The organism is Arenimonas malthae CC-JY-1 (assembly GCF_000747075.1).
GTDB lineage: Bacteria > Pseudomonadota > Gammaproteobacteria > Xanthomonadales > Xanthomonadaceae > Arenimonas > Arenimonas malthae.
The window spans coordinates 1-13,660 of the sequence record NZ_AVCH01000156.1 but is presented as its reverse complement, the minus strand read 5'-3'; the positions used below and the strand labels follow the sequence as shown (position 1 = coordinate 13,660).

At 68.1% G+C, this 13,660-nt stretch carries 15 protein-coding genes; 9 read left to right on the top strand and 6 right to left on the bottom strand.

Annotated elements, in window-relative coordinates:
- Positions 1 to 45 precede the first annotated feature (45 nt).
- The 6 genes from N790_RS15630 to N790_RS07825 all read left to right on the top strand — a co-directional run bounded on the left by N790_RS15630 (position 46) and on the right by N790_RS07825 (position 5,810).
- Positions 46 to 711, top strand: a complete 666-nt coding sequence (locus tag N790_RS15630; protein WP_281174839.1) for an acyltransferase — start codon at positions 46 to 48, stop codon at positions 709 to 711.
- A 3-nt stretch (positions 712 to 714) separates the two neighbouring features.
- Positions 715 to 1,977 (top strand): polysaccharide biosynthesis protein, encoded by a 1,263-nt coding sequence (locus N790_RS07845; RefSeq protein WP_043802903.1) that lies wholly within the window; start codon positions 715 to 717, stop codon positions 1,975 to 1,977.
- Entirely contained in the window at positions 1,974 to 3,296 is a 1,323-nt protein-coding gene (locus tag N790_RS07840; RefSeq protein ID WP_043802900.1) for an oligosaccharide repeat unit polymerase, read from the top strand. The genes N790_RS07845 and N790_RS07840 overlap by 4 nt, the downstream gene beginning before the upstream one ends.
- On the top strand, positions 3,293 to 4,390 hold the full coding sequence (locus tag N790_RS07835; RefSeq protein WP_043802897.1) for a glycosyltransferase: 1,098 nt from the start codon (positions 3,293 to 3,295) through the stop codon (positions 4,388 to 4,390). The genes N790_RS07840 and N790_RS07835 overlap by 4 nt, the downstream gene beginning before the upstream one ends.
- Positions 4,391 to 4,437: 47 nt before the next feature.
- Positions 4,438 to 5,451 (top strand): NAD-dependent epimerase, encoded by a 1,014-nt coding sequence (locus tag N790_RS07830; protein ID WP_245593758.1) that lies wholly within the window; start codon positions 4,438 to 4,440, stop codon positions 5,449 to 5,451.
- A gap of 92 nt (positions 5,452 to 5,543) precedes the next feature.
- Positions 5,544 to 5,810 (top strand): hypothetical protein, encoded by a 267-nt coding sequence (locus tag N790_RS07825; RefSeq protein ID WP_156969998.1) that lies wholly within the window; start codon positions 5,544 to 5,546, stop codon positions 5,808 to 5,810.
- On the opposite strand, the gene N790_RS07820 is transcribed toward N790_RS07825, so the two are convergent.
- The 5 genes from N790_RS07820 to hslO all read right to left on the bottom strand — a co-directional run bounded on the left by N790_RS07820 (position 5,788) and on the right by hslO (position 10,677).
- A complete protein-coding gene (locus N790_RS07820) occupies positions 5,788 to 6,900 on the bottom strand; it encodes a sensor histidine kinase (RefSeq protein ID WP_052385789.1) in 1,113 nt (370 codons plus the stop codon). The genes N790_RS07825 and N790_RS07820 overlap by 23 nt on opposite strands.
- Complete coding sequence (locus tag N790_RS07815) at positions 6,897 to 7,685, bottom strand: alpha/beta fold hydrolase (RefSeq protein ID WP_043802890.1); 789 nt, start codon at positions 7,683 to 7,685, stop codon at positions 6,897 to 6,899. The genes N790_RS07820 and N790_RS07815 overlap by 4 nt, the downstream gene beginning before the upstream one ends.
- A gap of 110 nt (positions 7,686 to 7,795) precedes the next feature.
- Entirely contained in the window at positions 7,796 to 8,611 is an 816-nt protein-coding gene (locus tag N790_RS07810; RefSeq protein ID WP_043802886.1) for an alpha/beta fold hydrolase, read from the bottom strand.
- A gap of 80 nt (positions 8,612 to 8,691) precedes the next feature.
- Complete coding sequence (locus tag N790_RS07805; protein WP_043802882.1) at positions 8,692 to 9,678, bottom strand: XOO1806 family protein; 987 nt, start codon at positions 9,676 to 9,678, stop codon at positions 8,692 to 8,694.
- A gap of 105 nt (positions 9,679 to 9,783) precedes the next feature.
- Positions 9,784 to 10,677 carry an Hsp33 family molecular chaperone HslO gene (gene hslO, locus N790_RS07800; RefSeq protein ID WP_043802880.1) on the bottom strand — a complete coding sequence of 298 codons (894 nt, stop codon included), beginning with the start codon at positions 10,675 to 10,677 and terminating at the stop codon, positions 9,784 to 9,786.
- A gap of 39 nt (positions 10,678 to 10,716) precedes the next feature.
- Here hslO and mtgA point away from each other — a divergent pair, with 39 nt between their 5' ends.
- From mtgA to N790_RS07785, 3 genes are read left to right on the top strand one after another with little or no spacing between them, the layout of a single operon-like run.
- Positions 10,717 to 11,475, top strand: a complete 759-nt coding sequence (mtgA, locus tag N790_RS07795; protein WP_052385788.1) for a monofunctional biosynthetic peptidoglycan transglycosylase — start codon at positions 10,717 to 10,719, stop codon at positions 11,473 to 11,475.
- A gap of 25 nt (positions 11,476 to 11,500) precedes the next feature.
- A complete protein-coding gene (locus N790_RS07790; protein ID WP_052385787.1) occupies positions 11,501 to 12,439 on the top strand; it encodes a glycosyltransferase family 2 protein in 939 nt (312 codons plus the stop codon).
- Between the two features lie 58 nt (positions 12,440 to 12,497).
- Complete coding sequence (locus N790_RS07785; protein WP_043802878.1) at positions 12,498 to 12,926, top strand: CBS domain-containing protein; 429 nt, start codon at positions 12,498 to 12,500, stop codon at positions 12,924 to 12,926.
- Between the two features lie 41 nt (positions 12,927 to 12,967).
- Here the strand turns inward: N790_RS07785 and trhA are convergent, their stop codons facing one another.
- A complete protein-coding gene (gene trhA / locus N790_RS07780) occupies positions 12,968 to 13,618 on the bottom strand; it encodes a PAQR family membrane homeostasis protein TrhA (RefSeq protein ID WP_043802937.1) in 651 nt (216 codons plus the stop codon).
- Positions 13,619 to 13,660: the final 42 nt, after the last annotated feature.

The window sequence follows — 13,660 nt, the reverse complement described above, 5'->3', positions numbered from 1 at the left end:
AGCAGGGCGAAGAACTGGCTATTGCGGCGATTTGGATGGAGAGTGATGCCAACTGCCAGAATTGGCTTTTCCTGGATTTCGCTGCGTTGCCTGACCCTGCAATCCGGAGTAAGGATAGGGCACGGCAATTTCATTGTCGCCGAGAGCCTCCACTGCGACGAAGGTGGCAGCATCCGTCACCTGAATCGGATCACCGGACCGATGTACGCTCGGCTCGGGAAATTCGCATGCATCGGCTCCCAGAACGCGATCCTGCGCGCACCGCGAGGAGTAACCTGGGGGCGCGCAATCTTCAGGCTTGGAACCTGGTCGAAGATCACGGTTGGTCATGTTATCGACTGCACGCGCAGCGTCCGCCTTGGCGACTACTCCATCTTGGCGGGGCGGGGCAGCCAGGTCTGGACGCACGGCTATCTTCATGCCGCCGAGGGTATAGACCGATTCCGGATCGACGGAAGCGTGACGATAGGCAATAACGTCTACATCGGCTCCGGCTGCGTCGTTAATGCGGCTGTCAAGATTGGTGATGCCATCACCGTTGGTTCCGGCGCCACCGTCTCGACTTCGCTGCGCATCGCCGGCCTCTACGTTAGCCAGCCGCTGCGAATGGTTGAGTTGGACTACACAACCGCTCGCCAGCGACACCCGCAGATCAATGTTCCAGGGCTAGTGGAGACGGTTGTCCATAAGCGTCCGGCCAACGGGAGCTGACTGGTGCTACTCAAGCTCGGACGCCACGGGCTTCTGTTCGCTCTGGCAAAGTCGGCGGTACTTGTGGCGCCGATCCTCGCTGCGTCCCTGCTCGGAGTCGCCGAATATGGCGCCGTCGAGTGGTGGATAGCGATGTCTCTGATCGTCGGTCCGCTCATCGGATTCGGCGCGCATGGTGTCGTTGCCTACGGTTCGGTCGGCAGTCAGGACCGGCGTCACATCCGCACGGCAGTCGTCGTCGTCATCGCCGCGTCGGCTGCATTAGATCTGGCGTCGGTGGCAGTGCTAATTGCGGGTGTGGGCGGCAGTAGTCTGTTCGCTCCGGTGGCGCTGCAGTCGGCCGTAGTGGTTCTTCAATTGACCGTCTCGGCGCGCCTCAAGGGGCTGGGGCGCGGTGCCTGGGCGTCCGTGGCAGAAAGCAGCCTTTACCTATCCCTCCTCGCGGCGGTGGGGCTCGCCTGGATGGGGTCAAACTTTGTCGAGGCCTACCTCATCGTTTTGCTTGTTGCGAGCGTCGGACTCATCTCCGTGCTGCTCTCTTCGGTGGGAATGAGGCCCTCTCTGAGTTGGCTAGAGCGAGATTTCCGCGGCTTCGTTCGCCGCGGTGTCGGCTACTTGGTAGGTGGGGTTCTGCTCGGGCTGTTCATGTCGATGCCGCGAGCCGTGCTCGGGTTCGCCGGCAGCGTCGAGGCGGTTGCCCAGTTCGCCATTGCGTTCCGGTGGCTGTCCATCGCCATCGTCGCCCACCAGTTCATCAACACGCTGTTCTTCCGCAGGTTGTTCGCCGACAGCACGCCTGGCTCCCGCGACGGCCCGCTGGCCACCACCGTGCTGCTTGTCGCGTTCGCCGCGCTGGCGGTCATCGGTCTGCTGGCCTCGGGGCTGCCATCGCGATTCGGTGTCGCGATACCGCGGCCGGGAACGCTTGTCTGGTTGCTTGCTGCGGCGATTGTGCTGTGGTCCGCCACGGCCTGCATGGAAGGCGCGCTGTTCCGTGTCGGGGCTATCGGCGACCAGAGCCGCGCCGTGTGCGCCGGCTTGCTGGCCCAGATTGCGGCCAACCTCGCCTTGATGAAAGTAATCGACGACCGTATCCTCTTGGTTACCGTCGCGTGGCTAATCGGGCTCGCAACGATGATCGCCGGACAGCATCGGAAGCTGCGCCAAGCCGGCACGCCTCTGCCCATGGTGGTTGGTGTTGCCCTGGGCGGGGCGGTCGTGGCCGTCTCCATCGCGTGCCTCGCATCGTCCGGAACGAACCCATGAGCCAGTGCGCGATCTCGTTACGTATCAGCCCCCCCCATTCGGCGTTCGTGATCTCGATCGCGTTTTACTTCGTCGTGTGGCTTCTGGCGCCGCTGCAGTACAGCTACGGTGGCACGGGCATGGCTCCCGTCTATGTGGCTTTCTGCGTTTTGGTGTTCTTCGGGGCGCTGGTGATCGGATTCGGCAGCATGCGCGCTCGCGGCAGCGCAATCGCGATTGACGTGATCAAGGCGAACCGGCTGGCGATGGCGCTCGCGTTTATGGGCGGAGGTGGTTTCGTGCTCAAGATGTTAGAGCGCGTGCTCCTGCGCGGCGGTGGACAGCTCGGCACAGATTTCGTCGAGAACCGAGGCCTATTGATCGAGGGCGGCAGCGGTTCGCTCGCCTTCGCGGGTTCGCTTCTGGGCGCAGTTCTTGTGCTTCTGCCGATCGTCGTGTTCGCCCTTCAAGCCGCAGGCGAACGAGGCTGGAAGCTGCGTATCATGCTTCTGCTGTCGCTTGCCTACCCCCTGTCCGACCTGCTGCTGATGGGTTCGCGAAGCGCGTTGGTAGGCTTTCTTGGCACGACGCTAGTCGCCGCGGTGTTGTTCCGCCGCGTCCGGCTAACCTGGGCGGGGTTGGTTAGCCTGTCGGTCTTCGCAATCGCGGTGACGTGGATCATGGGTTATGTCTTTTGGCTGCGCACCGCCCAGGCCGGGGTGGATCCCGTCGCGTCGATGTACCAGTCCGGCTATTCGACCTTCGTGCCGATCCGCGACGACACGGCGGCGGAGTTGATGCAGACCGGAGCGTCGGGCTTGGGCAGCCTTAAGTACGCGGTGGTGCACTCATCGCAGTACCTGACCCATGGCCTCTACGAACTCTTTTACGCGATTGAGGGCGGCTACGGCGGCGAAACGCGTGGACTGCAAACCTTTTATATCCCCTCCAAGATAGTCGTCGACGGCATTATGGGCGTTGAGATCGAGCCGATTATTTCTCAAGGGCAGGCGCGACCCGGTGTCTTCACGACCCTGCTTGGACCGATTTACTACGACTACGGCATTTATGGATGCGTGCTCGCTTGTGTCTTGTTCGGTTGGGGCTGTGGCCGCATTTCACGCAATGCAGCCTCGCGCAGCGGTGTCTGGATTTTTCTCCACGTGGTCGTGCTCGGCTTGCTGTTGTTCGCCTCCGTGATGAATCTGTTCGTAGCGAGTAGCGGCCAGTACTTGCTGCTGGCAACCATCGCTGTGTTCGTGCTGATGCGCGTAGAGCGCTTCCGTGCCTTCGAAACGATTGCCATGCAACCGTCGAACCCCAGGAGAGAACCGAAGTGAAGTGGGTGGAGCTCACGAAGTTCTTCCCGCCCGAACCTGGTGGTATCGAGCGAGTCAGTCTGACCACGGCCCGGCTCGCGCACGCTTCCGGCCTTGATGTTTCAGTGGTTGCCTTCTCGGCGGGCGAGTCATCTTTCGCGTTGGAGGCCGGCGTCGGCGACGTTCGTCGGTGGAAGACCCAGGTAAAGGTGGCGTCGGCGCCATTGAGCGTAGGCTACCTGCGCGACGCTCTGCGCATGCTGTCTGTAGCCGACATCGTGCACGTGCACATGCCCAATCCATTGGCGGCGCTCGCCGTGTGCCTGTCGCGCGGACGCTTCCGCACGATCGTGCATTGGCACAGCGACGTCGTCGCACAACGCAGGCTGTATGTCGGCTACCGGCCGCTGGAGACGCGTGTCCTGCGACGCGCCGAGAGGATCGTCGTCACCTCTGATGCTTATGCTGACGCCTCGTTGCCACTGCGCCAATGGCGGAGCAAGTGCGTCACCATCCCGCTGTCGACGGACTTCGCCGCCGGGCCCGCGGTGACGGTGCCAGGACGTCTGGTCGCATGTGGGCGCCTCGTTCCCTACAAGGGCTTCGATGTCATGGTGCGGGCGATGGCTGAGTTGCCGGAATGCGAATTGCATCTGTGCGGTCGCGGTCCGCAGATGGACTCTCTGCAGGAGCTTGCAAACCGAATTGGCGTTCAGGATCGTGTGCGCTTCCTCGGCTTTGTCGACGACGTCATGTTGGCGCGTACACTCGCGTCGGCGGACGTTTTCTGCATGCCATCTGTCACGCGCGCCGAAGCTTTCGGCGTGAGTGTAATTGAGGCGTTCGCCGCTGGCGTGCCCGTAGTAAGTTCGGCATTGGACGGATCTGGCCTGGCGACGATCAATCGCCATGGCCTGACTGGCCTACAGTTTGAAACCGGAAATCATGTCGATTTGGCCCGCGCGATATCCGAAATTGTGAGTGATCGTCAGCGACGCGACAGTATGGCCGCCGCGGCACGCACGGAGTTTTCATCCTGTTACAACGAGGACGCCTATGGCGAGCGCTTCGGCGCGCTGATTCGGGCATTGGCGCCCGAAGCCCCCTCGCGCTGATTCGCGATAACTCGGAGTGAATCTACATGTCTGCTATTCGAAAGCCTTTGAGCTCGATACTTGTCACAGGCACAGCCGGCTTCATCGGCTCCCACGTCGCCCAGCTCCTCCTCGCTCGCGGCGACGAGGTCATTGGCTTCGACAACCTCAACGACTACTACGACCCCACGCTGAAGCACGCCCGCCTGGCGCGGCTGCAGGCGCTGCCGGGTTACACCCACGTCACGGCCGACCTGGCCGACAGGGCGGCGGTCGAGGACGTCTTCGCCAGGTACAAGCCGAAGCGCGTGGTGCACCTGGCCGCCCAGGCCGGCGTGCGGTATGCCGCCCAGAACCCGCATGTGTACGTGGCGAGCAACGTCACCGGTTTCCTGCACGTGCTCGAGGGCTGCCGGCACCACGGGGTCGAACACCTGGTCTATGCCTCCACCAGCTCGGTGTACGGCGCCAACCTGAAAATGCCGTTTTCGGAGCACGCCTCCACCGAGCACCCGCTCACCCTGTACGCGGCCACCAAGAAGGCCAACGAGCAGATGGCGCACAGCTACGCCCACCTGTACGGTTTTCCGTGCACGGGCCTGCGCTTCTTCACCGTGTACGGCCCCTGGGGCCGACCCGACATGGCCCTGTTCCTGTTCACCAAGGCCATCCTGGAGGGCGAACCCATCAAGGTGTTCAACCACGGCCACCACAAGCGCAGCTTCACCTACGTGGACGACGTCGTGCAGGGCGTGGTGCGCACGCTCGACACCGTGCCGGGCAAGGACCCGGACTGGAACGGCCTGGCCCCCGACCCGGCCACCAGCGGCGTGGCGCCCTACCGTCTGTACAACATAGGCAACGAACAGCCGGTGGAGCTGCTGCGCTACATCCAGGTGCTGGAACAGTGCCTGGGCAAGCCGGCCATCATGGAAATGCTGCCCCTGCAGGCCGGCGACGTGCCCGACACCGAAGCCGACGTCTCCGACCTCATCGTCAACGTGGGCTACCGCCCCGTGGTGCCGGTGGAAGAGGGCGTGGCGAAGTTCGTGGCCTGGTACCGCGACTACTACGGCGTGTAAATCTTACGCGGCGAAAATTTCGCGTCAGCTTTACTGTCATCGCCAAGTGATAATCCTCCTGTTCCAGGAGGGAACACGCGATGACGATGGACATGAAAAGAGCGCCCGCCGCCATGCCGGGCGCCGACGAGGTGGTGCTCGAGATCCGCTCGCACTACCGCCTGAAGGACAAGCCGGTGCGCATGCTGGAAGTGCTGCGCGTGTTCCTGCCGCGCGAGGCGCAGGCCACCTACGAAGCGCTGCGCCGGGGCGAAGTGGTGCCGGTGCGCCGCGGGCCGCGGGCGCCGCTGGAACAGCTGGCTTCGTCCATGGAAGCCCAGGGCTTCGAGGTGGCCGTCAGGCCGGCAGGCGCAAGGTAAAGCTGGCGCCTTCGCCGGGGCGGCCTTCGGCTTCTATGCCGCCGCCCAGGGCCTGCGCCAGGCGCTGGCTGGTGGCCAGGCCCAGGCCGGCGCCGGGGTACTTGAACTTGTCGTGCAGGCGCAGGAAGGGTTCGAACAGGCGGTGCGCCTGTTCGGGCGGAAAGCCGGTGCCGTTGTCGTGCACGGCCAGCCACCAGGCGGGCGTTTCCGCGCCGGGGCGCCAGCCGCCTTCGATGCGCACGGCATGCGCTTCGCCTTCGCGGCGGAACTTGAGCGCGTTGTCCAGCAGGTGGTGCAGCAGGCGGCCCACGGTGGCCGGGTCCACGGCCACGTCGGGCAGTTCGCCCACGCGCACGTCGGCGCCGGCGGCGGCCACGTGGCGGGCCAGGCCGTCCAGCACCCCCGCCAGCACGCTGGCCAGTGGCTCCGGTTCGCCGGGCGCGGCCGGCGGGGCGCTGCGGGAAAGGTCCACCAGACCGTCCACCAGGCCCTGCATGCGCGCGGCGGCCTTCAGCATGCGCTCCAGGTAGTCGCGGTCGCTGGCGTCCAGCGTGGAACGCGGGCTGCTGGCCAGGCGCTCGCCGAAGGCCATCAGCTTGCGGGTGGGTTCGGCCAGGTCGTGCGCGGCGCGGGCGGCGAAACGCTCCAGGTCGGCGTTGGCGCGGGCCAGGTGTTCGCGCGCCTGCCGGGCTTCCATCCGGGCGCGTTCGAGGTCGTGTTCGTGCCCGGTTCGGCGCGGGGCGGGCATCACGGCGAAGCAGATCTCGGCCTCGCTGCCCTGGCCCTGCCAGCTGGCGCTGATGATCACGGGCAGGGCGCCGCCATCGGCGTGCACCAGTTCCAGGCTGATTCCGTCGGCCTGGCCGTGGCCCTGCAGCAGCGGTTGCAGGTAGGTGCGCAGGAACATGGCGCTGCCGGGCGTGAGCAGCTGGTCCACGCGCGCGGCCAGCAACTGCTTGCGGCTGCGGCCCAGCAGGGCCAGCAGGCGCGCGTTGCCGCCGTGCACGCGGCCGCCGGCGTCGAAGCGCAGCAGGGCGCAGGGCAGGGTGTCGGCGGCGAAGGCCGGTTCGTCAGACAGTGCCCGGTTCATGCGGAAAGGTGCGCGTGCAGGGCCCGCGCCACCTGCGCGGGGTGGGTGACGTGCGGGCAGTGGCCGCTGGCGTCGAGCAGGCGCAGGGTGGCGGCGGGCAGCGCTTCCACCAGGTGCCGGGTGGCGCTGGCGGGCACGAAGTCGTCGTGCGGGCTTTGCAGCACCAGCGTGGGCACGGGGCAGCGCGGCAGGTCGGCGCGCAGGTCGGACAACAGCGTCAGCGCCATGAAGCGGCGCAGCGCGGCCGGGTCCTGGCGGCGCAGGCGGCGGCTGAAGTCGCAGGCGAAGCTTTCCGCATTGAACTCGCCGAAGGCCAGCGGGCCCACGGTGTCGCTCCAGTCGGCGAAGTTGCGCTCCATCAGTTCGAGCAGGCCGTCGACCTGTTCGCGGCTGAAGCCACCGGCGTAGTGCGGCGGTTCGTCCAGGTAACACGGCGTAGCGCACAGCAGGGCCAGGCTGGCGAAGCGCGCCGGCGCCTGCACGGCGGCCAGCAGGCCGATGCTGGCCGCCACGGAATGGCCCACGAACACCACGTTTTCCGCCTGCAGCGCGGCCAGCACCTCCAGCAGGTCGGCGGCGTGGCCGTGCAGGCTGTCGTGGCGGGCGGGCAGGAAATCCATCAGCACCACGCGGTGGCTGCGCGCCAGCGCCTGGGCCACCGGCAGCCAGGTGGTCTGGTCGCAGCCGAAGCCCGGGCCGAACACCACGGTGCGCGCGCCGTCGCCCAGCACGCGCACGTCGTGGCGCGCGAGGCAGTCGTCGGCGACGTGCAACGCAAGGTTCATGGCGGCTCCAGGGGAAGCGCGGCGATGGTGCAGGCGTGCGGGGGCACGGGTTTCGCGAATGCTACGTTCGCGGGGCGTTAACGCCGAGGAATTGCGTCACAGTTCCCGGTTCAGGTACGCAGTACGTCCTGCAGTGCGCGCGCCACCACGTCGGGGTGGGTGATGTGCGGGCAGTGCCCGCTGGCCTCGAGCCAGTGCAGCGTGCCGTGGCGCAGCTGCGACACCAGGTAGTCGGTGGCGGTGGGCGGCACGTAGTGGTCGTCGTGGCTTTGCAGCACGGTGCAGGGCACGGTGCAGTGGGCCAGGTCGGCGCGGTGGTCGCAGGTGAGCCGCTGGCGCAGGCGCACGCCCAGCGCTTCACGGTCCTGCGTGGCCAGGCGCGTGGCCAGTTCGCGCGCGAAGCGCGGGTCGGCCTTGTCGCCGTAGGCCAGGCCGGCCAGCACTTCCACGAAGGCGGTGAAGTCCCGGTCCATCAGGTCCATCAGCGCGTTGAGGTGGTCGCGCGTGAAGCCGCCCTTGTAGCCCGACGGGTCGTTGAGGAAACGCGCGCTGGGGCACAGCAGCACCAGCCGCCTGAACAGGCGCGGCGCCTGGATGGCGGCCAGCAGCCCGCCCAGGCCGGCCAGGCCGTGGCCCACCACGGTCACGTCGCGGGCGTCGAGCGCGCCCAGCAGTTCCAGCAGGTCGGTGCCGTGGGCCCACAGGTTGTCGTAGGCGGGGCCGGCGCCGTCCTCGAGCGCGTGGCCGTCCACCAGGTCCATCAGCACCACGCGGTGCGTGCTGGCGAAACGCGTGGCCACCGGTTCCCAGCTGGCCTGGCCACCGCCGAAACCGGGCACGAACAGCAGCGCCGGCCCCCCATGGCCGAGCACGCGCACGCGGTGGCGCGCGAGGCAGGCGTCGGCGACGGAAAGGTCGAGGGTCATGCTGCGGCGAATGTTACGGGGTGGGGTATGCCACCCGGAGGAACGCCGTCACACTTCGAAGCAGGACACCGCGTGGGCGGTCAGAGGTCCTGTTCGTACCGGATGTAGGGCACGCGCGAGGATTCTTCCTCGTCGTCGCCGGTGCTGCGGAACGGGTTCTGGCCGCGCGTCATCAGGCTTTCCGCGCCCACGCTGAGGCGGGCCTGCCAGGGCGCGCGCCAGGTGACGCCGATGCCCACGTTGCTGAAGCTGCCGGTGCTGCCCGGCACTTCGATGACGCGGCCGACGATTTCGCCGCCGAAGTCACCGATGCCGCCTTCGAGGCGGATCGTGCCGGTGTTCCACTGCGGGCGCAGGCTGCCCGGCAGCTGGTTGGCGCCGACGATGCGGGCGCGCGCCAGGGTGCCGCCGATGCTGATCCAGCCGGTTTCGCCCACCTGCATTTCGCCGAGCAGGCCGATGTCCTGCTGCTCGATGCCGGCGCCATTGAGGCTGAGGATGAGGTCGGTGTTGGCGCTGCCGAAACGCGCGCCGGGCAGGGCCAGCGGGCCGTCGGCCTCGAAGTTGTTCAGGCCCAGGCTGGCGGTGACGCGGCTGCGGTCGCCTTCCAGCGTGGCCTGCGCGCGCAGGCCCGGCCGCGACAGCGCCAGCGGCACGGCGGGCGCCGGCGCCAGGTTCGCCACCAGGCAGTGGCGCGCCAGCTGGCCGACGCTGCGCGCGACGGCGCTGTTGTCGCACAGCAGGCCGAGCGTGGGGTTGGATTCGAGCGCGAGGCTGGCGCCGACGCGACGGCCGTTGTCGAGCGGCAGCACCACGCCGGCGCCGATCGAAGGCGTGGCGGTGCGGCCAAGGATGCGGTCGAGCGCGGACGGTTCGCGCTGCTGGCCTTCGATGAGCAGGAAGGCTTCCACTTCGCCGCTGCGGTTGTTGACGATGGGCAGCGCGGTGGTGGACGCGTCGTTCTTCGCCTGCTCGCCGAGGTAGAGCGGCGGCGGCTGCTGCGCAAACGCGGAAGCCGCCGCGAGGGCGAGCACGATTCCGGCGATGGGGCGCAGTAGCGGCGACATGGCGTGGTTTCCTTCAGTGGCCCCTTGGAGCCTCACCCACCCCGATAAGTTCCCGGGGCGGATGGCCTGATTTTACAGGAAATTAACCTTCCCCGCCACGCCGCGCTACTGCAGGCGCTCGGGGGCGGGCGCGTTGGGCGACTTGCTGAACAGGGCTTCGATTTGTTCAGGTTCGAAGCGGTAGCCCTGGCCGCAGAAGTCGCAGTGCACCTCGGCCACGCCTTCCTGCAGGGCGGCGCGGGCTTCGTCCAGGCCCAGGCTGCGCAGCATGTCCGACACCCGCTCGCGCGAGCAGGAGCAGGCGAAGCGCAGCGGCGTGCGGCCCAGCACCCGCACGTCTTCCTCGTGGAAGAGGCGCCAGAGCAGGGTTTCCACCGGGGTGGTGGCCAGTTCCGGGCCGGCCAGGGTTTCGAACAGGGCGTTCACCCGGTCCCAGCCGTCGGCGTCGCCGTGGCCGCCGGGCAGCTGCTGCAGCATCAGGCCGGCGGCGCGGCCTTCCACGCTGGCCAGCAGCACGCGGGTGGGCAGCTGTTCGCTCTGCTGGAAGTAGCCCTCGAAGGCCTCGGCCAGGCTGTCGGCGTCCAGGCCCACCAGGCCCTGGTAGCGGGTGAGCTCCTGGGCGCCGGGCGGGGTGGATTCGATGGTGATGGCCAGGATCGAACCCGGGCCGAAGGCGCGCGGCGTGAGCGGCTCGGGCACGGGTTCTTCGAAGTGGGCGATGCCGCGCACGGTGTGGGCGGCGGTGCATTCGGCGAACAGCGTGCGCAGGGCGCCGGTGCCGCGCAGCTGCACGCTCAGGCGGCCGTCGATCTTGGCGTGGCCGGTGAACAGCGCCGCGGCGGCGCAGGTTTCGCCCAGGCGCGCGGCCACGCCGGCGGGGTAGTGGGCGCGGCCGGCGATCTGCTGCCAGGCCTCGTCCAGGTGCACCACCACGCCGCGCACGCCGGAGCGTTCGAGCAGGAAGCGGGTGAGGGAATCGCGGTCGGGGTGGTTGGTCATGGCGCGATTTTACCGTGCGGGGCGGTTACATTGCGGCCCATGCCTTCCCCCCGCGAACAGGCCGTGCGCCGGCCCGACCCCGCTGCGTCCCCGCGCCCGCGCCGCCGCTGGCTGCGGCGGCTGCTGTGGCTGCTGTGGCTGCCGCTGCTGGTGCCGCTGCTGATGCTGGCCCAGGTGCTGCCGCTGCGCTGGCTGGATCCGCCGACCTCGATGTTCATGCTGATCCGGCAGGTCGAGGGCCTGGGCGAAGAAGGGTTCGAGCTGCGCCAGGAATGGCGCGACCTGGAAGACATCGCCGCCTGCCTGCCGATTTCGGTCGTGGCGGCCGAGGACCAGGCGTTCCCCGCGCACTCGGGGTTCGACTTCGCCGCCATCGAAAAGGCGCTCGACCGCAACGCCCGCGGCGGCCGCGTGCGCGGCGCCAGCACCCTCAGCCAGCAGGTGGCCAAGAACCTGTACCTGTGGGGCGGTGGCGGCTACGTGCGCAAGGCGGTGGAGGCCGGCTACACGGTGCTCATCGAGGCCACCTGGCCCAAGCGCCGCATCCTGGAGGTGTACGTGAACCTGGCCGAGTTCGGCGACGGCGTGTACGGCGCCGAGGCCGCGGCCCGGGCTTTCTTCGGCAAGCCCGCCAGCGCGCTCACCGGCGCCGAATGCGCCCGCCTGGCCGCCGTGCTGCCGAACCCGAAGAAGTACAGCGCCGCCAACCCCGGCCCCTACGTGCGCCAGCGCGCCGCCTGGATCCAGCGCCAGGTGCGCCAGCTGGGCGGCCCCGCCTACCTCGACGCCCCCCGCTGACGCGTCGGACGGTATGCTGCGCGGCATGGCTGGGAACCGCTCGCTTACCGTCGTCATCGCCGCCTACAACGAAGAGGCGGCGCTGCCTGAAATGCACCGCCGCCTGTCGGCCGTGCTCGACGGGCTCGACGCCGGATCGCGCGTGCTCTACGTCGACGACGGCAGCCGCGACGGCACCTGGGGCGTGCTGCAGCGCCTGGCCGAGGCCGACCCGCGCGTTTCGCTGCTGCGCCTCGCGCGCAACTTCGGCAAGGAGCTGGCGCTCACCGCCGGCCTGGACCACGTGGACACCGACGCCGCCCTGGTGCTCGACGCCGACGGCCAGGACCCGCCGGAGCTCATCCCGGCCTTCGTGGCGAAATGGCGCGAAGGTTTCGACGTGGTCTACGGCACCCGCACCCGCCGCGACGGCGAAACCTGGCTCAAGCGCCTTACCGCCGCCGGGTTCTACCGCGTCATGACGCGCCTGTCGGACACGCCCATCCCGCGCGACACCGGTGATTTCCGGCTGATGTCGCGCCCCGTGCTCGACGCGCTGCGGCAGCTGCGCGAGCGCCAGCGTTTCATGAAGGGGCTTTTCACCTGGGTGGGTTTCCGCCAGGTGTCGCTGCCCTACGAACGCGCGCCGCGCCTGGCCGGCGGCAGCAAGTTCAACTACTGGCGGCTGTGGAACCTGGCGCTCGAGGGCATCACCAGCTTCTCCACCGTGCCGCTGCGCCTGGCCACCTACGTGGGCGTGCTCACCGCGCTGGTGGCGTTCGCCTGGGGCGTGTGGATCGTGGCCCGCACGCTGCTCTGGGGCGACCCGGTGCAGGGCTGGCCTTCGCTGATGACCGTGGTGCTGTTCCTCGGCGGCGTGCAGCTGGTGGCGCTGGGCATCATCGGCGAGTACCTGGGCCGGCTGTACGTCGAAGTGAAGCAGCGCCCCCTCTACCTGGTCTCCGAGGCCCGGCTTCCGCGGTAGGTGAAACCCCGGCCGCGCGGGTCTATGATCGGCGCAAGGGTCAGCGGAGGGCGTCGAGATGCGCAACGTGAACCAGATCCTCGCCGGCAAGGCGGGCAAGCTCGTCACCGTGCCCAAGGAAGCGCCGGTGCTCGAGGTGATCCGGCTGATGGCCGAACACCACATCGGCTCGGTGCTGGTGATGCAGGGCACCGAACTGATCGGCATCGCCACCGAACGCGACTACGCCCGCAAGGTGATCCTGCAGGGCCGCTCTTCGGCCGAAACCCCGGTGGCGCAGATCATGTCCAGCCCGGTGGTCACGGTCACGCCCACCGACACCGCGCAAACCTGCATGGCCATGATGACCCAGCGCCGCATCCGCCACCTGCCGGTGATGGACGAGGGCAGGGTGGTGGGCCTGGTGTCCATCGGCGACCTGGTGAAGGCCGTCATCGAAGACCAGCAGCACGAGATCGCCCAGCTCCAGCAATACATCGCGAGCTGAAGCGCTCCTGCAGGAGCGGCCTCAGCCGCGACCGCGGGTAGTCAGAGCGGCACCACCTGGTGCGTCACGGCCACGAAGTGGCAGGCGCTGCCCAGCAGCACGAAGCCGTGCCAGATCGCATGCGCGAACGGGATGCGCTTGTGCATGTAGAAATACGTGCCGGCCGTGTACGCCACGCCGCCGCCCAGCAGCCAGGCCAGCGTGTCGGTGGGGATCTGCCGCAGGAACGGCCCGATGGCCGTCACCACCATCCAGCCCATGGCGATGTAGATGGCGGTGGACAGGCCCTTGAAGCGGCCGGTGAAGAACAGCTTGAACACCACGCCCGCCGCCGCCAGCGTCCAGATGGCCGCGAACAGCCACCAGCCGCCGTCCTCGCGCAGGCCCACCAGGGTGAAGGGCGTGTAGGTGCCGGCGATCAGCACGAAGATGGCGCAGTGGTCGAACACCTTGAGCTTGCCGCGCAGCGCCCGGTTGGTGCTGGCGTGGTAGAGCGTGGAGGCCAGGTACAGCAGCACCAGCGCCACCGTGAACACGATGGCCCCGGCCAGCTGCCAGCCGTTGCCGAAGGCCGCCGACAGGGTGATGAGCACCGTGCCGCCCACCAGCGCCGCCACCGCGCCCAGGCCGTGGCTGATGGCGTTGGCCAGCTCTTCGCGCGGGGATTCGTGGTCGTGTTCGTACTCGGTCATCATTACAGCCTGCGCCCGCCGATTCGAGCCGGCAACCCAAAA

Bases quoted from the DNA above. Each gene is read 5' to 3' on its own strand.
- N790_RS15630 (WP_281174839.1), top strand. From the start codon at position 46: ATGCCAACTGCCAGAATTGGCTTTTCCTGGATTTCGCTGCGTTGCCTG.
- N790_RS07840 (WP_043802900.1), top strand. From the start codon at position 1,974: ATGAGCCAGTGCGCGATCTCGTTACGTATCAGCCCCCCCCATTCGGCG.
- N790_RS07825 (WP_156969998.1), top strand. From the start codon at position 5,544: ATGAAAAGAGCGCCCGCCGCCATGCCGGGCGCCGACGAGGTGGTGCTC.
- N790_RS07820 (WP_052385789.1), bottom strand. From the start codon at position 6,900: ATGAACCGGGCACTGTCTGACGAACCGGCCTTCGCCGCCGACACCCTG.
- N790_RS07815 (WP_043802890.1), bottom strand. From the start codon at position 7,685: ATGAACCTTGCGTTGCACGTCGCCGACGACTGCCTCGCGCGCCACGAC.
- N790_RS07810 (WP_043802886.1), bottom strand. From the start codon at position 8,611: ATGACCCTCGACCTTTCCGTCGCCGACGCCTGCCTCGCGCGCCACCGC.
- N790_RS07805 (WP_043802882.1), bottom strand. From the start codon at position 9,678: ATGTCGCCGCTACTGCGCCCCATCGCCGGAATCGTGCTCGCCCTCGCG.
- hslO (WP_043802880.1), bottom strand. From the start codon at position 10,677: ATGACCAACCACCCCGACCGCGATTCCCTCACCCGCTTCCTGCTCGAA.
- mtgA (WP_052385788.1), top strand. From the start codon at position 10,717: ATGCCTTCCCCCCGCGAACAGGCCGTGCGCCGGCCCGACCCCGCTGCG.
- N790_RS07790 (WP_052385787.1), top strand. From the start codon at position 11,501: ATGGCTGGGAACCGCTCGCTTACCGTCGTCATCGCCGCCTACAACGAA.
- N790_RS07785 (WP_043802878.1), top strand. From the start codon at position 12,498: ATGCGCAACGTGAACCAGATCCTCGCCGGCAAGGCGGGCAAGCTCGTC.
- trhA (WP_043802937.1), bottom strand. From the start codon at position 13,618: ATGACCGAGTACGAACACGACCACGAATCCCCGCGCGAAGAGCTGGCC.